Here is a 23,109-nt window from a genome sequence, read left to right as displayed (position 1 = left end):
CGTCCCGATCTCCACGGGCCCGGCGGCGGCCATCCCGCCGCCGGGCCCGTGGCCTGCCCCCCGCTGAAAGGCTGACCGATGACCCTGAACGTCGACACCCCCGCTCCGGCGCGGCCGGAGGGCCCCCGCCGGGCTTCCGGGCACCGGAGCTCGGGACGCGGCGGCAACGGACTCGCCCGGTTCGACCTCCGCGCGACCCCCTACTTCCTCGTCTCGCCGTACTTCCTGCTCTTCGCCGTCTTCGGCCTCTTCCCGCTCGTCTACACCGCCTGGGTGTCCCTGCACGACTGGGAGCTCGCCGGGGACAAGACCTTCCTCGGACTCGACAACTACGCCGAGCTGATCGCCGACGAGGCGTTCTGGAACGCGGTGGTCAACACTCTCGGGATCTTCGTCATCTCGACGATCCCGCAGCTCGTCCTGGCGCTGATGCTCGCCAACGCGCTCAACAAGCGCATCCGGGGCCGGCTCTTCTTCCGCCTGGGCATCCTGCTCCCGCTGGTGACCTCGGTCGTCGCGGTCGCCGTGGTCTTCACCCAGCTCTACGGGCGCGACTACGGCATGATCAACTGGTTCCTCGGTCTGTTCGGCGTCGAGGCCATCGAATGGCAGAACCAGAGCTGGACGGCGTGGATCGCGATCTCCACGATGATCGACTGGCGCTGGACCGGCTACAACGCGATCATCCTGCTGGCCGCCATGCAGACGATCCCCAAGGACCTCTACGAGGCGGCCTCCCTCGACGGCGCCTCGCCCCGCCGGCAGTTCTGGCAGATCACCGTCCCGATGCTCCGCCCGACGCTCGTCTTCGTCGTGTTCGTCTCCACCATCGGCGGTCTGACCTTGTTCGCCGAACCGGTCATGTTCGAGGGCAACCCGACGATGGCGGGCGGCGCCACCGGCCAGTACCAGACGGTGGCCATGTTCATCGTCAAGGAGGCCTTCCGCGACTTCGACATGGGCTACGCCTCGGCCGCCGCCTGGATGCTGTTCGCGCTGATCCTCGTCGGCATCCTGATCAACTACTCCTTCACCCGCCGCATCGGGGGTAAAAAGTGACGGCGATCCAGACCCGGCGGCGCCCGGCGGGCCCCGCATCCGCGGCGAACCGCATCTGGGACGCGGGCCCGCTGACGAAGGTGGTCCTCGCCTTCGCCCTCGTGCTGTCGGCGTTCCCGATCTACTACATGTTCATCATGGCCACGCGGAGCAAGGACGAGGCGCTGGACACCCCGCCTCCGCTGCTCCCCGGCGGCCGCCTCGGCGAGAACATCCGGCAGCTGCTCGACAACGAGAACGCCTACTTCGCCGCCGGCCTGATCAACTCGGCCATCATCGCCACCACGGTGACCCTCTCCGTGGTGGTCATCTCCACCCTGGCGGGCTTCGCCTTCGCCAAGCTGAAGTTCAAGGGCAGCAAGATCCTGCTGGGCTCGATCCTGCTGACCATGATGGTCCCGCTCCAGCAGATGGGCATCGTCCCGCTCTACGAGATGATGGTGACCCTCGGCTGGACCGGCCAGATCCAGGCCGTGATCCTGCCCTTCCTGGTCAACGGGTTCGGGGTCTTCATGATGACCCAGTACACCACCCAGGCCGTGCCGGACGAGCTCGTCGAGGCGGCGCGCGTCGACGGCGCCTCGACCATGCGCATCTACGCCAACGTCATCCTGCCCGCGGTACGGCCCGGCATGGCCGTTCTGGCCCTGCTCACCTTCATGCAGAACTGGAACGAGTTCATGTGGCCGTCGATCGTGCTGAACCCGGACAACCCGGTGGTGCAGACCTCGATCGCGGCGCTCAACCAGGCGCAGGGCACGGACTACGCCATGCTCTTCACCGGCACGGCCGTCTCCGTCCTCCCGCTCATCATCGTGTTCATCGCATTCGGCCGGCAGATCGTCGGCGGACTCATGGAAGGTGCGGTCAAGGCGTGACCACGCAAGAGACGCATATTCAGAGCCCCGATCTGGTGTTCCCGGCCGGTTTCGCCTGGGGTGCGGCCACCTCCGCCTACCAGATCGAGGGCGCCGTCTCCGAGGACGGCCGCGGCACCTCCATCTGGGACACCTTCGTCCGGCAGCCCGGCCGGGTGGTCAACGGCGAGCACGCCGACGTGGCCATCGACCACTACCACCGCTACCGCGACGACGTCGCGCTCATGGCCGAGCTCGGCCTGGGCGCCTACCGGTTCTCCGTCTCCTGGCCCCGGATCCAGCCCGGCGGCGGCGGCGCGGCCAACGCCAAGGGCGTGGACTTCTACAGCAGGCTCGTCGACGAGCTGCTCGCCAAGGGCATCGACCCGTGGGTGACGCTCTACCACTGGGACCTGCCCCAGGCGCTGGAGGACGCGGGCGGCTGGCCCTCGCGTGACACCGCCGAGCGCTTCGCCGACTACGCGGCCCTCGTGCACGACGCCCTGGGCGACCGGGTCCGCAACTGGAGCACGGTCAACGAGCCGTGGTGCGCGGCCTTCCTCGGGTACGCCTCCGGCGAGCACGCCCCCGGGCGGCGGGAGCCGGCCGCCTCGCTGCGGGCCGCGCACCACCTGCTGCTCGCGCACGGCCTGGCCGTACAGGCCATGCGGGCCCAGCGCTCCGACAGCCGGATCGGCGGCTGCGTCAACCTCTACGCGATCTCGCCGCAGACCGGCTCCGAGGCCGACCTGGACGCGGCCCGCCGCATCGACGGGCTGCAGAACCGGTTCTTCCTGGACGCCCTGCTGAAGGGCGAGTACCCCGCCGACGTGCTGCAGGACCTGGGCGCGATGGCGGACTTCGCCCGGGACGGCGACCTGGCCGTCATCTCGGCCCCGCTGGACATGCTGCTGATCAACTACTACAGCCGGTTCACCGTCTCCGGGGTGCCCGGCGGCGCGGCGTCTGCGGCGGCCGCGCCCACCGACACCGGTTCGCCGTGGGTGGGCAGCGAGCACGTCTCGTTCGTCAACGCCGGGCGCCCGGTCACCGCGATGGGCTGGGAGATCGACGACTCGGGACTGCACGAGATCCTGCTCCGGCTGACCCGGGAGTACCCGCGGATCCCGCTGGTCATCTCCGAGAACGGCGCGGCCTTCGACGACGTCATGACCGACGGGGCCGTCAGCGACCCCGAGCGCCTGGCCTACATCGAGGCCCACCTGCGCACCTGCCACGCCGCGATCGAGGCGGGCGTCCCGCTCGAGGGGTACTTCGCCTGGTCGCTGATGGACAACTTCGAGTGGGCGTGGGGGTACGGCAAGCGCTTCGGGCTGGTCCACGTCGACTACGAGACCCAGCGGAGAGTTCCGAAAGAGAGCGCTCTCTGGTATGCCGATACCATCAGGCGCGGAGGCCTGAGCGGTCCGGCAGAATAAAGGGTCATCGATTCTTCCATGGGGGCGAAAATGAACGGCGACCGTCGTCCGACGCTCGAGGCGGTCGCCGCTCTGGCCGGAGTCGGCCGGGGCACGGTGTCGCGGGTCATCAACGGCTCGCCGAAGGTGAGCGAGAAGGCCCGCGACGCGGTGCACCGGGCGATCGACGAGCTGGGCTACGTGCCCAACCGGGCCGCCCGCGCACTGGTCACCCGGCGCACCGACACCGTCGCGCTGGTGGTCTCGGAGTCGGAGCTGCGGGTCTTCGACGAGCCCTACTTCGCCGGGACCATCCGCGGCATCGGCTCGGCGCTGTCCGAGACCGGCCTCCAGCTCATCCTGGCCATGGCCCAGTCGGCGCAGGATCACGAGCGGCTGGAGCACTACCTGACCGGGCAGCACGTCGACGGCGTGCTGCTGATCTCGCTGCACGGCGCCGACCCGCTGCCCGGGCGGCTGGAGGCGATGGGCGTGCCGACCGTCATCGGCGGCCGCCCGATCGGCCTCGACCCCTACAGCTACGTCGACGTCGACAACCGGGCCGGCGCCCGCCAGGCGGTGAAGTACCTCCTGGCCAAGGGGCGCCGCCGGATCGCCACCATCGCCGGGCCGCAGGACATGGGGGTGGGCGTCGACCGTCTGGCGGGCTACCGCGACGCGCTGCTCGCCACCGGGGTGCCGGAGATCGTGGCCTACGGCGACTTCAGCGAGGAGAGCGGCATGTCCGCCATGCGCGCGCTCCTGGCGGACACCCCCGACGTGGACGCGGTCTTCACCGCCTCCGACCCGATGGCGCTGGGCGCGATGCGGGTCCTGCGCGAGGAGGGCAAGGACATCCCCGGCGACGTCGCGGTGATCGGCTTCGACGACTCCCCGGCGGCCGCGCACTCCTCCCCCGCCCTGACCAGCGTGCACCAGCCCACCGAGGCGATGGGACGCCAGATGGCCCACCTGCTCGTCGCCCGGATCAACGGCGAGCACCTGGAGCAGCCCGTCGTGATCCTGGACACCCACCTGGTCGAGCGGGCCTCTGCGTGACCGGCGCCGGCTCGCCTGCGCATCCGTGAGCCGGCGGCATCCCTCCACCTCCGTCGTCCCCCTGGCGAAAGGACCCCCCGTGTCCCGGCAGTTCACCCTCAGCAGCGGCGCCCTGCGCGCCGAGATCACCGAGCGGGCCGCGGCCCTGCGCGTGCTCCGCCGCGGTGAGCGCGACCTGGTGACGAGCTGGCCCGCCGACGGCGCGATCCCCTGCTACAGCGGCACCCTGCTCGCCCCCTGGCCCAACCGGGTCGGCGGCGCCTCCTACAGCTTCGCCGGGCGGGCCCACCGCCTGCCCGTCAACGAGGAGGACCGCGGCAACGCCCTGCACGGGCTGGTCGCCGAGGTCGCGTGGGAGGCGGTGGAGGACGGCCGGGACCACGTACGGCTGGCGCACACGATCACCCCGGTCCCCGGCTACCCGTTCACCCTGGCCCTGCAGGTGCTCTACACCCTGGCCCCCGAGGGGCTGACCACGACGCTCACCGCCCAGAACCTCGGTGAGGAGGCCGCGCCGTACGGCTGCGGCCCGCACCCGTGGCTGCTGGCCGGCGGCGACGTCGAGGAGTACGAGCTCCATCTTCCCGCCGGCCGGGTGCTGCTCGTGGACGAGGCGCTGCTGCCCCGTTCCCTGGAGGACGTCTCGGCGACGCCGTACGACTTCAGGACCGCGCGCGTCGTCGGCGCCACCGCCGTGGACCACGCCTTCACCGGGCTCGTCCCGGAGGACGACGGGCTGGCCGGAGTACGGGTGCGCGGTCCGGAGGGCGGCGTCGGAATCCGATGGGAGGCGGCGGCGATGCCCTGGGTGCAGGTGTGCACCGGAACCGGGCTCGACCACGCCGGGCTGGCCGTCGAGCCGATGACCTGCCCGCCGGACGCCTTCAACTCCGGTACCGACCTCATCGTCCTCCAGCCCGGGGAGAAGGCCGAGCACTCCTGGACGATCTTCCCCTGCTGAGCGCCTCCGGCGATCCAGGCCCTCACCGACGCCGTCATCCGAGGAGAGGCGATGCAGAGCAGAACCAAGCGGGCGCTCACCGGGACCGAGCTCGACGAACTGATCCGGCGGGCCCTGGGAGCGGGCGTCGTCTCCTCCGCCGAGCTGACCGACGGGTTCGCCAACGCGGTCTGGCGGCTGGCCCTCGACGACGGCCGCGAGGTGGTGCTCAAGCTCTCGCCCCCGCCCGAGCTCGAGCAGCTCCGCTACGAGCGCAACCTGCTGCGCGCCGAGGCCATGGTCTACCGCCTGGCCCCGCTGCCGGGCCCCGAGCTGCTGTGCGCCGGGTTCGACGACCCGGTGCTCGGCGGCGACTACCTGATCCTGTCCGTGCTGGACGGGGTGGCGTGGAACCACGCCCCCGAGGCGCCGTCCGGAGTCCTGCGGAGGGAGCTCGGCGGCCACCTGGCACGGCTGCACACCGTCACCGGCGACGTGTACGGCTACCCGCACGCCGGGCTGACCGGGCCGACCTGGCGCTCGGCCTTCCTGTCGATGACCGGCGCGATCCTGGACGACGCCCGGCGCTATTCCATCGCGCTCCCGCTGCCCGCCGACTCCATCGCGGCGGCCGTCGCATCGGCCGCGTGGGCCCTCGACGAGGTGAGCGTGCCGTCGCTGGTCCACTTCGACGTCTGGCCGGGCAACGTCTTCCTCACCCCCGGCTCCGTGAACGGCGGCCCGGCCCGGATCCAGGCGATCATCGATCACGAGCGCGCCTTCTGGGGCGACCCCCTGGCCGACTTCGTCACCCCGACGATCTTCGGTGAGCTCGAGGAGAGCGACGAGATCGTGGCCGGATACCGCGAGGCGGGTGGCGTCGTCCCCTTCGACGAGGGCGCCCTGGTGCGGATGGCCCTCTACCGGGCCTACCTCGCCCTGATCCTTCTCGTCGAGAACGGCCCGCGCCAGTATCCGGAGGAGGAGTACGCCCCCCTGCGCGACCTCAGCGCCGCCGCCGTCGTCCGCGCCCTCGACCTGCTGCGCTCCTCGGGCCGGTAGCCCCGCCCCCTTCCCTCCCGCGGGCGGCTCCGCGGGCACACGGACGGGCCGCGCCCCTGTCAGGCGCGGCCCGTCCGCAGGTGTCCGGCTACACCCGGGCGTGCGAGGGCATCCGGCCCTCGGCGTAGGTGCTGTCGAACATCTCGCGCTCCGACAGTTGGGCGTTGCTCGCGTGGGTCTCCTCGATGCGCAGGGCGATGCCCATGGCGAAGAAGGTGGGCGCCCACTCGCCGATGAAGATGCCCCAGCGGTCCGCCCGGGCGAGGCTGGCGTTCTCGACGTTCTTGGAGGTCAGCCATGACGCGAACGACAGGCCGATCGAAGCGATGCCCGCGCCGTACATCAGGCCGGACTTCACGCCCATCTTGTGAAGCATACTGATCATTTCTCATCCCCCCGATGGTGGTTCGTCCCTATCGTTACCCGTCCATATCAATCCGTAATCGGATTAAAGCGCACGGTGATTCCGCAGGGGACGCTCAACCGTCCCGCCGGAGCCGGAACATCTCCGATTCCAGGCCGAAGAAGCGGCGGGTCCTGCCGAGAGGGACCATGCCGAGCCTGCGGCAGACGGCCGGTCGAGGTCGGCCCGTCCGGCGGTCCACTCACGGATGATCAGGCGTTCGGTCTCGTAGACGGTCATGCCGCGCACTCTGCCGCAACCCGCGTGCCCGCGCCTCAGCCCCCAGGCGGATCCCGGCGCCCGTTCCCCCGCAGAGGGTTCCGTGCCATAATTTCAATGGGTGATGAATTATGAGCCGGAACACATGTGTGATCGCCGGGGGCGGCCCCGCGGGGGCCGTGCTGGCGCTGCTGCTGGCCCGTGCGGGCGTCCAGGTGACGCTCCTGGAGAAACACGCCGACTTCCTGCGCGACTTCCGGGGTGACACCATCCACCCCTCGACCCTGCAGGTCCTCGACGAGCTCGGCCTGGCGGAGGAGTTCCACCGCCTCCCGCACCGCAAGACCCACCGCGTGTCGATCCACACCGACGACGCCGAGATCCCTCTCGCCGACCTGTCGAAGCTCCCGGGCCGGTACCGCTACATCGCGTTCGTCCCGCAGTGGGACTTCCTCAACCTCGTGACCGCCGCCGCCGCGCGCTACCCGGGCTTCCGCCTCGTCATGAACGCCGAGGTGACCGGAGTGGTCCGGGAGGGCGGCAGCGTGCGCGGCGTCCGCTACCGCGGCCCCGACGGGGAGCACGAGCTGCGGGCCGCGCTCACCGTGGCCGCCGACGGCCGCCGCTCCGACGTGCGCCGGGCCGCCGGGCTGGTGCCGGTCGAGCACGGGGCCCCGATGGACGTGCTCTGGTTCCGGCTGCCCCGGGAGCCCACCGACCCCGATGAGACGTTCCTGCGGGTCTCCACCGGTCATCTGATGGTCTCGATCAACCGGGAGAGCTACTGGCAGCTCGCCTACGTGATCCCCAAGGGCGGCTTCGAGTCGCTGCAGGGCCGGGGCGCCGGGGCGCTGCGCGAGCCGGTGGCCCGGATGCTGCCCTTCCTCGGCGACCGCGCCGAGTTGATCGAGGACTTCGACGACGTCAGCGTGCTGTCGGTGGCGCTCAACCGGCTGCGCCGCTGGCACCGCCCCGGGCTACTGGTGATCGGCGACGCCGCGCACGCCATGTCCCCGGTCTTCGGCGTCGGCATCAACCTGGCCGTGCAGGACGCCGTGGCCGCCGCCAATCTGCTGGCCGGGCCGCTGCTGGCCGGTGGCGAGATCCCCGAGTCGCTGCTGGCCCGGGTGCAGCGGCGGCGCACTCCGCCGACCGCGATCACCCAGTTCGCCCAGCGGATGGTCCAGAACCGGCTGATCCGCCCGGTCCTGGCCGGAGACGCCGGGCCGGTGCGGCTCCCGCGCGGCCTCTCCCGACTCCCTGTGGTCGCGCCCCTCGTCCGCCGCTTCGTCGGCCTGGGCGTACGCCCCGAGCACGTGCGCACCCCCGAGGCGCGCGCCCGGGTGTGACGCGGGGGCACGCGGGCCCGATCCCGCCCCCTCTCCGGATCCCGCATCACCCGCGGGGTCTCACCAGGGAAAAAGACTTTCTCACTACGTGGACATTAGGGTCTGTTCGCCAGGCGGCTTGCAATAGCCTGTCATTCGTGAGCATCAACCACGATTCCTGGCGACGGCTGCCCGCGGCGCAGCAGCCCGAATGGCCCGACCGCGACGAGCTGAAGAAGGTCGTCACAGAGCTGGAGGGCCTGCCGCCCCTCGTGTTCGCCGGAGAGTGCGACAGCCTCAAGGCGGACCTGGCAGCGGTGGCACGGGGCGAGGCCTTCGTGCTGCAGGGCGGCGACTGCGCCGAGACCTTCGCCGGAGCCACCGCCGACGCCGTACGCAACAAGCTCAAGACGCTGCTGCAGATGGCGATCGTGCTCACCTACGCGGGGAAGGTGCCGGTCGTGAAGATCGGCCGGATGGCCGGGCAGTTCGCCAAGCCGCGCTCCAGCGGCACCGAGACCCGCGAGGGCGTGCAGCTGCCGGCCTACCGCGGCGACATGGTCAACGGTCTGGAGTTCACCCCCGAGGCCCGCAACCCCGACCCGTGGCGGCTGCTGCGCGCCTACCACTCCTCCGCGGTGACGCTGAACCTGATCCGGGCCTTCACCAAGGGCGGCTACGCCGACCTGCGCCAGGTGCACGCGTGGAACCAGGACTTCGTGGCCGAGTCCCCGGCCGGCAAGCGCTACGAGCAGCTCGCCCGCGAGATCGACCAGGCGCTGGCGTTCATGCGCGCCTGCGGGGCCGACCCCGAGGAGTTCCACACCGTCGAGTTCTACTCCTCGCACGAGGCGCTCATCCTGGACTACGACCAGGCGCTCACCCGGATCGACTCCCGAACCGGCCTGCCGTACGACGTCTCGGCCCACATGGTCTGGATCGGCGAGCGCACTCGCCAGCTCGATCAGGCGCACGTGGAGTTCTTCGCCGGCATCCGCAACCCGATCGGTGTGAAGCTCGGCCCGACGACCACGCCGGAGGACGCCCTCGCGCTGATCGAGAAGCTGAACCCGGACGACGAGCCGGGCCGCCTGACCTTCATCACCCGGATGGGCGCGTCGAAGATCCGTGAGCGCCTGCCCTCCCTGGTGGAGAAGGTCACGGCCAGCGGCGCCCAGGTGGCCTGGATCTGCGACCCGATGCACGGCAACACCTTCGAGGCGCCCAGCGGCCACAAGACCCGCCGCCTGGACGACGTGCTGAACGAGGTGGCCGGATTCTTCGAGGTGCACCGCGCGCTCGGCACGCACCCCGGCGGCATCCACATCGAGTTCACCGGCGACGACGTCACCGAGTGCGTGGGCGGCGGTCAGGAGATCGTCGAAGGCGATCTGGCACTGCGTTACGAGACGGCCTGCGATCCCCGCCTCAACCGGAGCCAGTCGCTGGACCTCGCCTTCCGCGTGGCCGAGCTCTACCGCTCGGCCTGAGCTCCGCCCCTCCGGAGGCCGCCGGGCGGATCCGGGCAGGCCATCCGTACACCGCGAAAGCCCCGTGGCCACCAGGCCGCGGGGCTTTCCGCCGCTCTCCGGTCCCGCGCGTCAGTTCTGCGCGCCCAGTTCGCTCGCGAGCTCGGTGCGGATCGCCTCCATGTCGAGCGCGCGGACCTGGGTGATCAGGTCCTCCAGGGCGGGCGCGGGCAGCGCGCCCGGCTGGGCGAAGACGACGATGCCGTCGCGGATGGCCATGACGGTCGGGATCGACGTGATGTCGAACCCCTGGGCCAGCGCCTGCTCCGCCTCGGTGTCGATCTTGCCGAAGGTGATGTCCTCGTGCTTCTCGGAGGCCTTCTCGAAGATGGGCCCGAACGTCCGGCACGGTCCGCACCAGGCCGCCCAGAAGTCCAGCAGGACGATCCCCTGGTCGGCGATCTCGTTGAAGTTCTTCTCGGTTACCTCGATGGTCGCCACCACTGGCTCCTCTTGTCTCGGGCGTCTGTACGGCTCGCATAACCCCGTACCCCGGCTGAGCATTCCATCCCCTGCTCCCGGTGGAAACCGCGGGACGGGCGGGCCCGGCCGGATGGGATCCTGGGCCGATGGGAGAGTCGACAAGCCGCTGGGCGGAGATCACGGGCGGGAACGCCGGAGAGCGGTATGCGGCGCGGTTCGCCGAACTGGCCGCCTCGGGCGCGGACGTGCACGGGGAGGCGCGGTTCTGCGCGACACTGGCCCCCGCGGGGGCGCGGGTGCTGGACGCCGGATGCGGCACGGGGCGGGTGGCGATCCGGCTGGCCGAGCTGGGCTACGAATGCGTGGGCGTCGATCTGGACGAGTCCATGCTCGCGGTGGCACGGAGCCGCGCACCCGGGCTGAGGTGGATGACGGCCGACCTGAGCACCCTCGACCCGGCCGTTCTCGCCGGGGAGGGCGGCCCGGACGAGGAAAGGCTCTTCGACCTGGTCGTCACCGCGGGAAACGTGATCCCGCTGCTCGCGCCGGGGACCGAGGCGCAGACCGTACGGCGGCTCGCCGCGCTGCTGCGGCCGGAGGGGAGGCTGGTAGCCGGGTTCGGGCTGGACGCCGAGCACCTCCCGCTGGCCTCGGCCCCCACCGGGCTGCCGGAGTACGACGCGTGGTGCGCGGCGGCGGGCCTGGTCCTGGAGCGGCGCCTGGCGACGTGGGACGGGGCCCCTTACGACGGGGGCGGCTACGCGGTGAGCGTGCACCGCCGGTGACGGCCTCAGCGGTCTGCTCCGAAGCCGGCATGCCGTCGGCGCGGACCGATCGGGCGGGGACATGACCTGCGACAAGCCTGCCCCCGAACCTGCGTGAGGGGACGGGGAAGGGGCCCCGCTCCGCCGGTGACGGCGGGGCGAGGCCCCTCTCGGACGTCTCGACGTCCACGCTCAGTGCTTGCCGCCCGGCAGGCGCAGGCCGATGATCACGGGGTCGTGGTCGGAGGAGCGGAACGCGTCGGGCGCGTACAGGCCCGGCGGGTTGTACTCCATGTTGTAGTCGAGAGACCTGGTCTCATCCGAGTTGATGTGCCAGATCGTGGCGCCGGTCACCCGCTTGAGCAGCTGGCTGCCGGCCAGGGCGTGGTCGAGCTCGCCGAGCTGGCCGTCGAAGAGGTAGCTGTAGCGCAGCGGCGCCGGGACGAACTTCTTGGTCACGCTGTCCAGGCCGCCGGCCTCCAGGGTGTCGATCGGGTCCTCCTCGCCGTAGGCGTTGAGGTCGCCCAGGACCAGCGGGTTGGGCAGGTCCAGGCTCTCGATCAGGCCGAGCGTGGCCCGCGCCTGGCGGACGCGCTCTCCGTTGTAGCAGCTCTGGCCGTCGCCCGCGTCGGCGTCCGGGCCGGTGGCCTGGGCGTCGCAGCCCTTCGACTTGAAGTGGTTGACGAGCACCGTGAACGGCTGGCCGCCCTGGACCCGGCGGAAGGTCTGGATCAGCGGGGGCCGCCGGAAGACCGGGTCCGTCGAGGACTGGGCCGCGCCGACGAGCTTCACCTTGGCGGGCTTGTAGATCATCGCCACGTGGATGAGGTCGGTGCCGGGGTACGGGTGGGCGAGCGCCGCGTAGGTGCCCGCGCCGACCTCGGCGTTGAGCGCGTCGACCAGCGCCTGGAGCGCGGTCTGGCCGTTGTTCTGGACCTCCATCAGGCCCACCACGTCGGCGTCCATGCCCTTCAGCGCGGCGACCAGCTTGGCCAGCTGCCGCTTCTGCTCCTCGGCGGTGTTCGCGCCGCGCGAGCCCAGGGTGGTGAACCAGTTGAGGGTGTTGAAGCTGGCCACCTTGACGTTGCCGCCCACCGGGAGCGGCTTGGACAGGCGCGGGCTGGTGCGCAGGAACGTGATCGGCTTGGTGGGCTGGAGCCGGTACTTGCCGAAGCCGTAGCCCACCACGCCGGTGACGCCGAGCGTGGTGTCGCCCAGCCGGACCACGCGCGGGTCGGTGTGCGGGATGACCGGCGGATTCTCCGCGGTGGAGCCGTCGTCCACGAGGAGGGTGCGGCGCGCGTTCCTGGCGGCGTCCACGCCCGGCCGGTCGGTCGGCTGGTACACCCGTCCGTCGGAGGCGAGGTTGATCTCGCCGTAACGGCCCAGGTTGTAGTGGTCGGTGACGGTGAGCGGCTCGGGGAAGGTGACGAGCATGCTCTCGACCGGCTCGAAGGTCGTGCCCTCGGCGCGCGGCAGGTTCTGCCTGGCCGGGGCGATCGTGCCGGTGCCGCAGACGTCCACGGCGGCGACCGGGGAGATCTCGGTCCAGCCGTTGAACTCCACGACCTTGCCGGTGACCAGCACGCGGTCACCGGCCTTGACGTCCTTGAAGGAGGCGCGGGCGAAGGCGAACAGGCCGTCGGAGGTGGCCGGGTCGGCGTCCGGGGTCGGGTCCTGCAGGAAGAACCCGTTGAGCTGGTTGCCCTGCTGGAAGTCGGCGGTCACCACGCCCTCGACGCGGACGGTCTGGCCGACGATCGGGCTGGCGTCGCCGCTGCCCTGGACCTGGGCGATCTGATGCGTCGCGGGGGTCTCGCACGGCTCGCCCGTCGGGGTCGGGCTCGGCGTGGGAGTCGGCGTCGGGGTGACGTCGCCGCAGGGCGCCGGGGTGGTGGCCCGGTTGCGCGGCGCCGGCGCGGCGGCCTCGAAGTCCGTGCCGTTGGCGTCGGTGTCGGCGCAGCCGTGGTTCCCGCGGAGTCCGGCCGTGGTGGCGGACAGGCCGGGGGCGGCGGTGCCCTCGAAGTAGTTGGCGCTGCCGTAGCCGACGAGGTCGGCGATGAGCGCGGTCTGCTCGGGGGTGCAGGGCACGGAGCCGCCGTTGCAGGCCAGCCCTTCGGCCGAGCGGACCAGGACGACCTTGCCCGCGCTCCCGCTCATGTTGATCGAGCCGGTGCTGTCGGGCGCGGGCAGCGCGGCGCCGTTGGCCCCGCCGGCGAGCTGGACCAGGTGGTACTGGCCGGGCGCCAGGGTGCCGGACAGGGGCACCGTGCCGGACCCGAAGGTGCCGGTGCCGGTGGCGCTGCCGTACTGGACGGACCAGCCGTCCAGGGCGACCGGGGCGGAGCTGCGGTTGAACAGCTCCACGAAGTCGTTGGCGAACGGGGCGCCGCTGTTGCCGCCGCCGCCGTAGACCTGGCTGACGACGACGGAGCCCGGCGCGGCCAGCGCCGGAGTCGAGGTGAGAGCCGCGACGCCGGCGGCGGTGACGCCGACGGCCGCGAGGGCGGCGAGCGCCCGGGATAAAGCACGCATGGCAGGAGCGTAGAGCCCATTCGATCCCCCTAGGTCCGCCTATAAGTGGACGGAAGGTGAAATCGGCAAAGATTGACACTTCATGTCGATCGGCGGCGGGCAACATCGGCTGGCCTTGACCTAGTGTCCTGCACCTGAAATTCGTCGGCAATATTTAGCGAGGGATTCCAGGATCTCTTCGGCGCTCTTGGTCCACACGAACGGCTTGGGATCATCGTTCCACTGATCCATCCAGGCGCGGATGTCCTTCTCCAGGGCCTGGACGCTCTTGTGGACTCCCCGCCGGATCAACTGCTCGGTCAGATAGCCGAACCACCGCTCGACCTGGTTGATCCACGAGGAGCCGGTCGGGGTGAAATGCATGTGGAACCGAGGATGACGAGCCAGCCACGCCCTGATCGCCGGGGTCTTGTGCGTTCCGTAGTTGTCGCAGATCAGGTGGACGTCCAACTCGGCGGGGACGCTCTTGTCGATGGTGATCAGGAACTTCTTGAACTCGGTGGCGCGATGCTGTCGGTGCAGTTCACCGATCACGGTGCCGTCTTCGACGTTGAACGCGGCGAACAGGCTGGTGATCCCGTTGCGCACGTAGTCATGGGTGCGGCGCTCGGGCATCCCCGGCATCATCGGCAGCACCGGCTGGGACCGGTCCAGGGCCTGGATCTGCGATTTCTCATCCACACACAGCACCACGGCCCGCTCCGGCGGGTTGTGATACAGGCCCACGACGTCGACGACCTTCTCCACGAACAACGGATCGCTCGACAGCTTGAAGGTGTCGGTCCGATGCGGCTTGAGTCCGAAGTCCCGCCAGATCCGCCCGATCGTCGACCTGCTCAGCCCGCTGCGCTCGGCCATCGAGGCCCGTGACCAGTGCGTGGCCCCTGTGGGCGTCTCCTCCAGTGTCGCCACCACCACCTGTTCGACCTGGTCCAGGGTGATCGACGGCGGCCGGCCCGGCCGCTGTTCGTCGATGAGCCCCTCCAGTCGCAGCCGGCTGAACCGGGTCCGCCATTTGGACACCGTATCGGGATGTACCCGCAGTTCAGCGGCGATCTGCTGGTTGTCCTTGCCGTCCGCACACGCCAGCACGATCTTCGACCGCATCGCCAGGACCTGTGACGATTTGGCCCGTCGTGCCCATCGCTGCAGCGTGGCTCGTTCCTGGCCGGTCACCGTCAACTCCGACTTCGGTCGTCCTGGACGCGCCTGGTCGATCAGCCCGTCGATCCCGCCGTGGGCGAAGGCCGCCCGCCATTTGCGTACCGTGGCCAGAGCTGCTCCCAGGTCCCGCGACACCTGCGCGTTACTTGCCCCCGGCTCGGCACACGCCAGCACGATCTTCGCCCGGATCGCCCGCCTCGACGGTTCCGCCGACATGCCGATCAGCCGAGCACGCTCAGCCTCACTCAGATGGATCTCCACCGCCGATGGACCAGGATGCGACATACGAATCAGCATAGAAACTTATGCGGCGAATTTCAGGCGTATGACACTAGTCGACCTGCCGCGAGTCCGCTGCACGGTCCCAGCCGGAGCGCGGCCCGGCGACCCCGGGGTCTTCTCAGGGTCCTCCCTGATGTGAGATTCCCCTCAGAAGGGCGAGGATGGGTGCCGGACACCCTGGAAGGGGATCGCGCACCTGGGGAGATCATGGCGAGCACCGGAGTCATCGACGACTACGTCACCGGGCTCGGCCGTGCCCTCAAAGGGCCGAGGGGCGCCAAGCGCGACCTGCTCACCGAGGCGCGCGACAGCCTGCTCGACGCCGCCGAGGCCCTGGAGCTCGACGGCCTGGACCGGGCCGAGGCCGAGCGGGCGGCGGTCGCGGAGTTCGGCGCGGTCGCCGAGATCGCGCCGGGATACCAGGACGAGCTCTCGGCCGCCGCGGGCCGCAGGCTGGCGACCCTGCTCTTCCTCGCCGTGCCGCTCACCGCGCTCATGTGGACCGCGATCTGGAAGCTGTTCCCGATGGAGCCGGTCTCCTACGCGGCCAAGCCCGCCTGGTTCGTCCCGGTGGCCCGTGCCGTGGACATCCTGCAGATGGGCCTCGGCGTGATGGGCGCCCTCGCGCTCTTCGCGCTCGGCCGGGGACGGCGCACGATGCGGCGGCCGCGGCTGGTCTCCCGGGCGTTGGCACTGCTCGTCTGGGCCATGCTGCCGGTCATGCTCGTGCTGTGCGGGGCTCTGGTGTACGGCTCCCGCGGACCGGTCGGCTTCTCCGGCTACCCGCCCGGCATCGCCGCCTCGGTGGTGAGCTACGGGCTCTGGGGCCTGCAGGTCTACTGTGCGACCCGCTGCATCGGCGTCACCCGGTATACCGCGCGGCGGTCGCCTGACACCGCGACCGCCTGACACGGGCCGCGCGGCCGCCACCCGGAGGGACCCCGGCCCCCGCCGCGCGGGGAGCGGCGCCCTCACTTCGTGGCGCGCGGCTCCAGCACGCTGCCGATGGTGCTGGCGAACCTCTGCCAGGCCGAGCGCTCGCCGGCGAGAGCCGTACGGCCCGCAGAGGTCAGCCGGTAGGTGCGCCGCTTGCGCCCGCCGACCGTGGCCCACTCGCTCGCCAAGTAGCCGGCCTGCTCCAGGCGGCGCAGCGCGGGGTAGACCGTGCCGGTCGGCACGGCCAGGGCACCGCCGCTGCGTTCCTGCAGCGCCTCGATGATCGCGTAGCCGTGCAGGGGCTCGTTCTCCAGCACGGAGAGCAGGAGGGCGTCCATGTGCCCCCGGAGCGCGTCGGTGTTCACGTTCTCACCCTACCTCTCGAATAGACAGCCTACATGTAGGCGCTCTACATGTAGAGTGTCTATAGGTAGACAGACGTAACAACGGAGGTGACGCCATGGACGTGCTCGACCTGGCCCGGATGCAGTTCGCGGTGACGGGGAGCCTGCACTTCCTGTTCGTCGTGCTGACACTGGGCCTGGCCCCCCTCGTGGCGATCATGCAGACTCTCTGGACCTTCAGGGGCGACCCGGTCCACGAGCGGATGACCCGCTTCTGGGGCCAGATCTATGTGATCAACTATGCGCTCGGCATCGTCACCGGCCTGGTGATGGAGTTCCAGTTCGGACTGAGCTGGAGCGGGCTGTCGCACTACGCGGGGGACGTCTTCGGTGCGCCGCTGGCGATCGAGACCCTGGGAGCGTTCTTCCTGGAGTCCACGTTCCTCGGGCTGTGGATCTTCGGCTGGCACCGGCTGCCCCGCGGGCTCCACCTGGCGTGCATCTGGATCGTCACGCTGACCGCCTACGCCTCGGCGTTCTGGATCATGGTGGCGAACTCGTTCCTGCAGAACCCGGCCGGGACCGTGGACCGGGGCGACCACCTGGAGCTGGTCGACTTCGGCGCGCTGCTCGCCAACCCGATGCTCACCATGGCGCTCCCCCACGTGGTCGGCGCGGCCCTGCTCACCGGCGGCTCCGTGGTCATGGGCGCCAGCGCCTACCAGCTGTTCCGCAGGACCCCCGAGCAGGAGTTCTTCACGAAGTCCCTCCGGCTCGGCGTGGTCGTCGCCTCCGTCGGCGTCGTGCTCGCGGTCGCCTTCGGCTACGCGCAGTTCGGCCCGGTCGGGGAGTTCCAGCCGGGCAAGTTCGACGACAAACCCCTGGCCGGCCTCGGGCTCGGCTTCATGATCATGATCGGCTCCCTGCTCCAGCTCGTCGTGCTGTTCTTCCTCCTGCCCGTCATCCGCTGGCTGCCGCGCTGGCGGTGGGCGCACCCGGTGGTGATGCTGATGACCCCGCTGCCGTTCCTGGCCGCGATCCTCGGCTGGCTGGCCCGCGAGGCCGGACGCCAGCCCTGGCTGATCAACGGCAGGCTGACCGTGGCCGACGCGATGTCCCCGGGGCTCACCTCCGGAATGGTCACCACCTCCCTGATCGCCTTCACCGCCGTGCTGGGCCTGCTGGCGGTGGTCGACTACGTCCTCATCGCCCGGGTGGTGCGCCGCGGCCCCGCCGCCGTCGCCCTGGGCGCCGGCCCCGGCCCCGACCGCGAGCGCGCCGCCGCGCTGAGCCTGTAAGGAGGCACCGTGGACATCCTCTGGTTCGGCGTCTTCGCCGTCCTGTTGCTCGGCTACTTCGCCCTGGAGGGCTTCGACATCGGCCTCGGCATGCTTCTGCCGGTCCTCGGCAGGAGCCAGGAGGGCCGGGACCGTGTCGTCGCCGCCATGGCACCGTTCGTCCTGGCGGGCGAGGTGTGGCTGGTGGCCGTCGCCGGCGTGCTCTTCGGCGTCTACCCCCGTGCCGAGGGCGAGGTCCTTTTCGGCCTCTACCCGCTGGTCGTCTCACTGCTGGTCTCGTGGATCGTGCGCGACGCCGGGCTCTGGTTCCGCCGTCGCCTCGACGGCCGCGCCTGGCGTGCCGGGTGGGACGGCGCGATCTGCCTCGGCTCCTGGGGCCTGGCGCTGAGCTGGGGCACCGCCCTGGTGGCGCTGGCGGACGGGATGTCGGTCACCCCGCTCGGGCTCGCCGGCGGAGCCGTGGTCGCGGCGGCGCTCGCCTTCCACGGGTGGACCTTCGTCTCCTGGCGGCTGCCCGGCCAGGTGACGGGCGCGAGCCGGGGCGCCGGAGCGCTGCTCGCCTCGGCCTGCGTGGCCGCCGCTCCCGCCGCGGTGCTGCTGGCCGGGGCAGCACCCTGGCTCCTGGGGCACACCGCCCCCGCCGATACGCTGAATGTGCTCAGTTTCATGATCCTGCCGCTCGCCCCGCTGATGGCGGGTGGGCAAGTATGGGTGTGGCGGACGTTCGGCCCCCGGGGTGCGGCCGACCGGATCCCCTCGTTCTTCTAGGCACCCTGTAAGGGACGCATGCACAAGGACCTCCTCCGGCTCGCACGCGGCGAGCGGGCCGTCCGCCGTCACCTGGCTCTCTGCCTGACCGCCGCGGTCGGGGCCGGACTGCTCGTCCTGGTCCAGGCGGAGCTGCTGGCCGGGGTCCTGTCGGGCCGGTTCACCACCTCGGCCCTCCTCCTCCTGGCCCTGGTCGCCGGGGTCCGCGGGGTGCTCGCGCTCGTGCAGGGCGTGGCGGCCGGGCGCACGACGACCGCGGTGAAGTCGGTCCTGCGCCACCGGCTGCTGTCTCGGCTGCGGGACCTCGGCCCGGCCCGGCTCGCCTCGCAGCGTTCCGGCGAGCTGGTGACGCTGGCCGGCCGGGGCCTGGACGCCCTCGACCCCTACCTGAACGGCTATCTCCCGGCGGTCGCGGTGGCGGGCGTCGTGCCGGTCGCCGTGCTCGTCCGGTTGTCCGCCGCCGACCTGGCCAGCGCGGTGATCGTGCTCGTCACGCTCCCACTGATCCCGATCTTCGGCGCGCTGGTCGGCATGCACACCAAGGCCGTCACCGAACGCCAGTGGCGGGCCCTGTCCCGCCTCGGCGGGCACTTCCTGGACGTGGTCCGCGGCCTTCCCACGCTGCGCGCCTTCGGCCGGGCCGGGTTCCAGGCGGGCGTGATCCGGCGGGTCGCCGACGAGCACCGGTCCGCGACGATGCGCACGCTCCGGGTGGCGTTCCTGTCGTCGCTGGTGCTGGAGCTGGCCGCCTCGCTCTCGCTCGCGCTGGTCGCGGTCCCGATCGGCCTGCGCCTGCTGGGCGGGACGCTGGACCTGACGACCGGGCTGCTGGTCCTGCTGCTGGCCCCGGAGGCCTACCTGCCGCTGCGGAACATGGGCAACAGGTTCCACGCGGCGATGGAGGGGGTCGCCGCCGCCGACGAGGCCTTCGCCGTGCTGGACGGGGAGAAGGCCTCGGATGGGGCGGTCTCGGAGGCCGGGCCGGACGGGACGGCCGCGGCCCGGGGCGGCGGGGCGCCGGGCGCGGGGCCGGACGGTGCGGCACCGGGTACGGCGGCGCGGGCCAGGGCGGAGAGCCCGGAGATCCGGCTGGAGAACGTCACGGTGCGCTATCCCGGCCGCGAGGAGGCGGCGCTGGAGGACGTCTCGCTGGTGATCGCGCCGGGCGAGCGGGTGGCGCTGGTCGGTGAGAGCGGCGCGGGCAAGAGCACCCTGCTCCACCTGCTGCTCGGCTTCGTCACGCCGGAGAGCGGGCGGGTGCTGGTCGGCGGGGCCGAGCTCCCCGGCGCCTCCTGGCGGCCGGCGTTCGTGCCGCAGCGCCCGCACCTGTTCGCCGTCTCGGTGGCCGACAACATCCGGCTCGGCTCCCCCGGCGCGACGCCGGAGGAGGTCGAGGCGGCGGCCCGGGCCGCGCATGCCGACGGGTTCGTGGCGGAGCTGCCGGAGGGCTACGACACGGTGCTGGGCGAGCGCGGCGCGAACCTCTCCGCCGGGCAGCGGCAGCGGGTCGCGCTGGCCCGCGCGTTCTGCCTGCCGGCGGCGGACGCCCTGCTGCTGGACGAGCCGACCGCCCGGCTCGACGGCCGGAGCGAGGCCGCGATCGTCGCCGCCACCCGCGAGCTCTCCGAGGGACGGACCGCGGTGATCGTGGCCCACCGGCCCGCGATGATCGACCTGGCCGACCGGGTGATCCGGATCGCCGGCGGGCGGGTCGTGTCCGATTCGGCGATGATGATCGGGGAGGCGCGGTGAACCGGACGGGCGGGCGGCTGGTCCTGGCGATGGCGGCCGGGGCCGCGGCGGAGCTGGCCGGGCTGGCCCTGATCGGGTCGGCGGCGTGGCTCATCACCAGGGCGGCCGAACAGCCGCCGCTGGCGGCGCTGAGCATGGCGATCGTCGGGGTCCGCGCGTTCGCGACGAGCAAGGGCGTGTTCCGGTACGGCGAGCGCCTGGCCGGGCACGACGTCGCGCTCCGCGCCCAGGCGGCGACCAGGGAGGACCTCTACCGGGCGCTCATCCCGGCCGGTCCGCACGGCCGGCGCGGAGCCGACCTGCTCAGCCGGATGGTCGACGACACCGACGCGGTCCAGGACCTGCTGGTCAGGGGTCTGCTCCCGGGAGCCGCGGCGCTGGTGACCGGGCTGGCGGCGGTCGCGCTCGGGCTGTTGCTGCTCCCGCCGGCGGCGCTGGTGCTGCTGGCCGGGCTGCTGGCCGCCGGCGTCCTGCTCCCCGCCGGGGTGACCGCGGCCACACGGCGCCGGGCGGCGCGCATCGCCCCGGCCCGGGCCGAGCTGGCGGCCCGGGTCGCCGACCTGCTGCACGGGGCCGCCGACCTGGCGGCCTATGGAGCGGGCGAGCGGGCCCTGGCGGCCTCGGCCGAGGCCGACGCCCGGCTGGCCGCGCTGGAGCGGGGCCAGGCCAGGGTGAACGCGGTGGCCGCCTGCCTGGGCGTGCTCGCCCAGGTGCTGACCGTGACCGCAGTCGTGCTGGTCGCCCAGGCGGGTGAGGCCGGTCCGGTCGCGACCGCCGTGCTCGCGCTCACCTCACTGGTCGCCTTCGAACCCGTGCTGCCGATGGCGGCGGCCGCCGAGCGCATGGCCGGGGTGTTCGCCGCCCTGCGCCGCCTGAAGGAGATCCGTACGACCCCGCCCGCCGTCGCCGAGCCCGTGCGCCCGGCGGCCGTTCCCGGCGGCCCGCTGACGGTGGAGGTCGAGGACCTGGTCGTACGGCATGCCGCCGGCCGCTCCCCCGCCCTGAACGGCGTCACCCTGACCTTGGCCCCGGGAAGGCGCGTGGCCGTCGTCGGCCCGAGCGGCGCGGGCAAGAGCACCCTGCTGGCGGCCCTGATGCGCCTGGTGGAGCCCGAGGCCGGTGCGATCCGGCTGCGCGCCGGGAGCGACGGCACGGGGAATCACGGCGCGGGGGATGACGGCGCGGGGGATGACGGCGCGGAAGCCGTCGTCGACCTGCGGGAGCTGCCCTCGGACGAGGTCCGGCGGGTGATGACGGGACTGACGCAGGATCCCTACGTGTTCCAGGCCTCGCTCCGGGACAACCTGCGGCTGGCCGGGCCGGAGGCCGGCGAGGAGGATCTGGCCGAGGCCGTACGGCGGGCGCGGCTGGAGGGGTGGGTGGAGCGGACCGGGTGGGACACCCCGCTCGGGGAGGACGGGCGCACGGTGTCGGGAGGGCAGTTGCAGCGGCTGGCGCTGGCGCGGGCGCTGCTGAACGATCCGCCCGTGCTGTTGCTGGACGAGCCCGCCGAGGCCCTCGACGAGGAGACCGCCGACGCGCTCATGACCGACCTGCTCGACGCCACCCGGGGACGCACGACGCTGCTGGTCACCCACCGGCTTCGCGGCCTGGAGGAGGTGGACGAGATCGTCGTGCTGGAGAACGGCTCGGTCGTCCAGCGGGGCACCCACGGCGAGCTGGTGAACGCGCCGGGCTACTACCGGGACCTGTGGCGCTCGGAGGCGCTGGTCGCGCGTCGGTAGCCCGGCCGCGTCCTCGGTCTCCGATGCTCTCCGCGCGGCCGGAAGACCGCATGATCGGCGCGCTCCGCACACCCCGGCCTGGCGACGTCCCGTGGATCGCGGGCGGGAAGCGGCCCGTACCGGCCGCTTCCCGGCGAGGGCCGGGGGCTTGAGTTGGAGGCGCAGTGTGGTTTACAGTTCAAACCAGGTGGTTTGCGATGCAAACTCCTTTGAGCCTCCAAGGAGGTCCGGTGGACGAGGATGAGCGGGCGTTGAGTCCGGAGGAGACGCTCCGGCTGATCGAGCAGCAGGGCGCCGCGGCGGTGCACCGGCTCATGCCCAACCCGGTGCCGCACTACCTGGCGTGGGGAGTCGCCTGGTTCGTCGGGTTCGGTGTGCTCTTCCTGCACCACGGCCTGGCCGGCACGCCGTACGCGCCGATCCCCATCGGGGTGGCGCTGGCGCTGCTGTTCGGGCTGATGGCGCTGGCGATGCTGGTCAGCGCGCTGACGATGTGGCAGCTCGGCAGCCCGGTGCGGGGCGTGTCCCAGGAGCGCGGCGTCATGTACGGCTTCGCCTGGTCCTTCGGCTTCTTCGCCATGTGGATGATCGCCGTCCGGTTCGGCGGGCACCTGCCCGACCCGGAGCGGAACCTGCTCTGGGCGAGCCTGTCGATGATGGTGGTCGCCATCCTCTACATGGCGGGCGGGGCCATCTGGCTCATCCGGCCGATGTTCGTCTTCGGCGCGGGGCTGGCCGTGCTCAACGCGGTCGGCACCGCCGCGGGGCCGGGCTGGCACGCCCTGCTGATGTCGGTGGGCGCTGGAGGCGGATCCGTCGCCGCCGGACTCGTGCTGCGCCGGAGGCTGCGCAGATGACTCCCGAGCTCGACCCGGTGATCCACGCCCAGGCCCGGCTGCGGGTGGTCGTCACGCTCAACACCCTGCCCGAGGGGGACCGGATCGCCTTCCCCGGCCTGAAGGACCTCCTCGGGATGACGGCGGGAAACCTCTCGGTGCATCTGAGCAAGCTGGAGGAGGCCGGATACGTGGAGATCGTCAAGACCCACAGGGGGCGCACCCCCGTCACCTACGTCGCCCTCACCCGCCGGGGCCGCGTCGCCTTCGAGGACTACACCGCGGCGATCCGCGGACTGCTGGACGCGGCCGTGACCCCGCAGCCCGGCGACACCTGACCTCCGCCCGAGAATAAGGAAGGCCCCTCCCATGGCAGGACCCACGACAG

Annotated in this window: 21 protein-coding genes; 16 read left to right on the top strand and 5 right to left on the bottom strand. The window is 71.8% G+C overall.

Annotated elements, in window-relative coordinates; all coding sequences use genetic code 11:
* The first annotated feature begins 78 nt into the window (after positions 1 to 78).
* The 6 genes from HS041_RS19255 to HS041_RS19230 all read left to right on the top strand — a co-directional run bounded on the left by HS041_RS19255 (position 79) and on the right by HS041_RS19230 (position 6,395).
* Positions 79 to 1,059 carry a carbohydrate ABC transporter permease gene (locus HS041_RS19255; RefSeq protein ID WP_196442031.1) on the top strand — a complete coding sequence of 327 codons (981 nt, stop codon included), beginning with the start codon at positions 79 to 81 and terminating at the stop codon, positions 1,057 to 1,059.
* Positions 1,056 to 1,937 (top strand): carbohydrate ABC transporter permease, encoded by an 882-nt coding sequence (locus tag HS041_RS19250; RefSeq protein WP_196442030.1) that lies wholly within the window; start codon positions 1,056 to 1,058, stop codon positions 1,935 to 1,937. The genes HS041_RS19255 and HS041_RS19250 overlap by 4 nt, the downstream gene beginning before the upstream one ends.
* Positions 1,934 to 3,355 (top strand): GH1 family beta-glucosidase, encoded by a 1,422-nt coding sequence (locus HS041_RS19245; protein ID WP_196442029.1) that lies wholly within the window; start codon positions 1,934 to 1,936, stop codon positions 3,353 to 3,355. Before HS041_RS19250 ends, HS041_RS19245 begins: the two co-directional genes overlap by 4 nt.
* 30 nt (positions 3,356 to 3,385) lie before the next feature.
* A complete protein-coding gene (locus HS041_RS19240) occupies positions 3,386 to 4,393 on the top strand; it encodes a LacI family DNA-binding transcriptional regulator (RefSeq protein WP_196442028.1) in 1,008 nt (335 codons plus the stop codon).
* Positions 4,394 to 4,472: 79 nt separating this feature from the next.
* Positions 4,473 to 5,354, top strand: coding sequence for an aldose 1-epimerase family protein (locus tag HS041_RS19235; RefSeq protein WP_196442027.1), 882 nt, complete (start codon positions 4,473 to 4,475; stop codon positions 5,352 to 5,354).
* 51 nt (positions 5,355 to 5,405) lie between these two features.
* Positions 5,406 to 6,395 (top strand): phosphotransferase family protein, encoded by a 990-nt coding sequence (locus HS041_RS19230; RefSeq protein WP_196442026.1) that lies wholly within the window; start codon positions 5,406 to 5,408, stop codon positions 6,393 to 6,395.
* Positions 6,396 to 6,483: 88 nt separating this feature from the next.
* On the opposite strand, the gene HS041_RS19225 is transcribed toward HS041_RS19230, so the two are convergent.
* Positions 6,484 to 6,780, bottom strand: a complete 297-nt coding sequence (locus HS041_RS19225) for a hypothetical protein (protein WP_196442025.1) — start codon at positions 6,778 to 6,780, stop codon at positions 6,484 to 6,486.
* 368 nt (positions 6,781 to 7,148) lie between these two features.
* Here HS041_RS19225 and HS041_RS19220 point away from each other — a divergent pair, with 368 nt between their 5' ends.
* Both HS041_RS19220 and HS041_RS19215 read left to right on the top strand, forming a co-directional pair.
* A complete protein-coding gene (locus HS041_RS19220; RefSeq protein WP_196442024.1) occupies positions 7,149 to 8,366 on the top strand; it encodes an FAD-dependent oxidoreductase in 1,218 nt (405 codons plus the stop codon).
* A 137-nt stretch (positions 8,367 to 8,503) separates the two neighbouring features.
* Entirely contained in the window at positions 8,504 to 9,835 is a 1,332-nt protein-coding gene (locus HS041_RS19215; protein WP_307845368.1) for a class II 3-deoxy-7-phosphoheptulonate synthase, read from the top strand.
* A 111-nt stretch (positions 9,836 to 9,946) separates the two neighbouring features.
* On the opposite strand, the gene trxA is transcribed toward HS041_RS19215, so the two are convergent.
* Complete coding sequence (trxA, locus tag HS041_RS19210; protein WP_196442023.1) at positions 9,947 to 10,315, bottom strand: thioredoxin; 369 nt, start codon at positions 10,313 to 10,315, stop codon at positions 9,947 to 9,949.
* 128 nt (positions 10,316 to 10,443) lie between these two features.
* Between trxA and HS041_RS19205 the strand changes: the two genes are divergently transcribed.
* Positions 10,444 to 11,082, top strand: a complete 639-nt coding sequence (locus HS041_RS19205; RefSeq protein WP_196442022.1) for a class I SAM-dependent methyltransferase — start codon at positions 10,444 to 10,446, stop codon at positions 11,080 to 11,082.
* A 171-nt stretch (positions 11,083 to 11,253) separates the two neighbouring features.
* On the opposite strand, the gene HS041_RS19200 is transcribed toward HS041_RS19205, so the two are convergent.
* A complete protein-coding gene (locus tag HS041_RS19200) occupies positions 11,254 to 13,596 on the bottom strand; it encodes an ExeM/NucH family extracellular endonuclease (RefSeq protein ID WP_196442021.1) in 2,343 nt (780 codons plus the stop codon).
* Positions 13,597 to 13,716: 120 nt separating this feature from the next.
* Positions 13,717 to 15,057, bottom strand: a complete 1,341-nt coding sequence (locus HS041_RS19195; RefSeq protein ID WP_230879130.1) for an IS630 family transposase — start codon at positions 15,055 to 15,057, stop codon at positions 13,717 to 13,719.
* 192 nt (positions 15,058 to 15,249) lie between these two features.
* Here HS041_RS19195 and HS041_RS19190 point away from each other — a divergent pair, with 192 nt between their 5' ends.
* The gene (locus tag HS041_RS19190) at positions 15,250 to 15,951 is read left to right on the top strand and encodes a permease prefix domain 1-containing protein (protein ID WP_196442019.1); all 702 of its coding nucleotides are present in this window, start codon (positions 15,250 to 15,252) and stop codon (positions 15,949 to 15,951) included.
* A 62-nt stretch (positions 15,952 to 16,013) separates the two neighbouring features.
* Here HS041_RS19190 and HS041_RS19185 read toward each other — a convergent pair whose 3' ends face one another.
* Entirely contained in the window at positions 16,014 to 16,343 is a 330-nt protein-coding gene (locus HS041_RS19185) for a PadR family transcriptional regulator (RefSeq protein WP_196442018.1), read from the bottom strand.
* 95 nt (positions 16,344 to 16,438) lie between these two features.
* Between HS041_RS19185 and HS041_RS19180 the strand changes: the two genes are divergently transcribed.
* The 6 genes from HS041_RS19180 (at position 16,439) to HS041_RS19155 (ending at position 23,059) form a co-directional block, all read left to right on the top strand.
* On the top strand, positions 16,439 to 17,620 hold the full coding sequence (locus tag HS041_RS19180; RefSeq protein WP_196442017.1) for a cytochrome ubiquinol oxidase subunit I: 1,182 nt from the start codon (positions 16,439 to 16,441) through the stop codon (positions 17,618 to 17,620).
* 9 nt (positions 17,621 to 17,629) lie between these two features.
* Positions 17,630 to 18,388: a cytochrome d ubiquinol oxidase subunit II gene (locus HS041_RS19175; protein WP_196442016.1), complete on the top strand. Its 759-nt coding sequence runs from the start codon at positions 17,630 to 17,632 to the stop codon at positions 18,386 to 18,388.
* 18 nt (positions 18,389 to 18,406) lie between these two features.
* Positions 18,407 to 20,140 (top strand): thiol reductant ABC exporter subunit CydD, encoded by a 1,734-nt coding sequence (gene cydD, locus HS041_RS19170; protein ID WP_196442015.1) that lies wholly within the window; start codon positions 18,407 to 18,409, stop codon positions 20,138 to 20,140.
* Positions 20,137 to 21,885 (top strand): amino acid ABC transporter ATP-binding/permease protein, encoded by a 1,749-nt coding sequence (locus HS041_RS19165; RefSeq protein ID WP_307845367.1) that lies wholly within the window; start codon positions 20,137 to 20,139, stop codon positions 21,883 to 21,885. The genes cydD and HS041_RS19165 overlap by 4 nt, the downstream gene beginning before the upstream one ends.
* Before the next feature lie 230 nt (positions 21,886 to 22,115).
* Entirely contained in the window at positions 22,116 to 22,742 is a 627-nt protein-coding gene (locus HS041_RS19160) for a hypothetical protein (protein WP_196442014.1), read from the top strand.
* Positions 22,739 to 23,059 carry a transcriptional regulator gene (locus tag HS041_RS19155; RefSeq protein WP_196442013.1) on the top strand — a complete coding sequence of 107 codons (321 nt, stop codon included), beginning with the start codon at positions 22,739 to 22,741 and terminating at the stop codon, positions 23,057 to 23,059. Before HS041_RS19160 ends, HS041_RS19155 begins: the two co-directional genes overlap by 4 nt.
* The last annotated feature ends 50 nt before the right edge of the window (positions 23,060 to 23,109 follow it).

Origin of the sequence: Planomonospora sp. ID67723, from assembly GCF_015711605.1 — a bacterium.
Classification (GTDB): Bacteria; Actinomycetota; Actinomycetes; order Streptosporangiales; family Streptosporangiaceae; genus Planomonospora_A.
The sequence above is the reverse complement of the archived record's forward strand: the minus strand, read 5'-3'. Positions and strand labels throughout refer to the sequence as shown.

What these genes read in the sequence shown, in the direction of transcription:
- HS041_RS19255 (WP_196442031.1), top strand. Translation starts at nt 79, where the DNA reads ATGACCCTGAACGTCGACACCCCCGCTCCGGCGCGGCCGGAGGGCCCC.
- HS041_RS19240 (WP_196442028.1), top strand. Translation starts at nt 3,386, where the DNA reads ATGAACGGCGACCGTCGTCCGACGCTCGAGGCGGTCGCCGCTCTGGCC.
- HS041_RS19230 (WP_196442026.1), top strand. Translation starts at nt 5,406, where the DNA reads ATGCAGAGCAGAACCAAGCGGGCGCTCACCGGGACCGAGCTCGACGAA.
- HS041_RS19225 (WP_196442025.1), bottom strand. Translation starts at nt 6,780, where the DNA reads ATGATCAGTATGCTTCACAAGATGGGCGTGAAGTCCGGCCTGATGTAC.
- HS041_RS19220 (WP_196442024.1), top strand. Translation starts at nt 7,149, where the DNA reads ATGAGCCGGAACACATGTGTGATCGCCGGGGGCGGCCCCGCGGGGGCC.
- HS041_RS19205 (WP_196442022.1), top strand. Translation starts at nt 10,444, where the DNA reads ATGGGAGAGTCGACAAGCCGCTGGGCGGAGATCACGGGCGGGAACGCC.
- HS041_RS19200 (WP_196442021.1), bottom strand. Translation starts at nt 13,596, where the DNA reads ATGCGTGCTTTATCCCGGGCGCTCGCCGCCCTCGCGGCCGTCGGCGTC.
- HS041_RS19195 (WP_230879130.1), bottom strand. Translation starts at nt 15,057, where the DNA reads ATGCTGATTCGTATGTCGCATCCTGGTCCATCGGCGGTGGAGATCCAT.
- HS041_RS19190 (WP_196442019.1), top strand. Translation starts at nt 15,250, where the DNA reads ATGGCGAGCACCGGAGTCATCGACGACTACGTCACCGGGCTCGGCCGT.
- HS041_RS19180 (WP_196442017.1), top strand. Translation starts at nt 16,439, where the DNA reads ATGGACGTGCTCGACCTGGCCCGGATGCAGTTCGCGGTGACGGGGAGC.
- cydD (WP_196442015.1), top strand. Translation starts at nt 18,407, where the DNA reads ATGCACAAGGACCTCCTCCGGCTCGCACGCGGCGAGCGGGCCGTCCGC.
- HS041_RS19155 (WP_196442013.1), top strand. Translation starts at nt 22,739, where the DNA reads ATGACTCCCGAGCTCGACCCGGTGATCCACGCCCAGGCCCGGCTGCGG.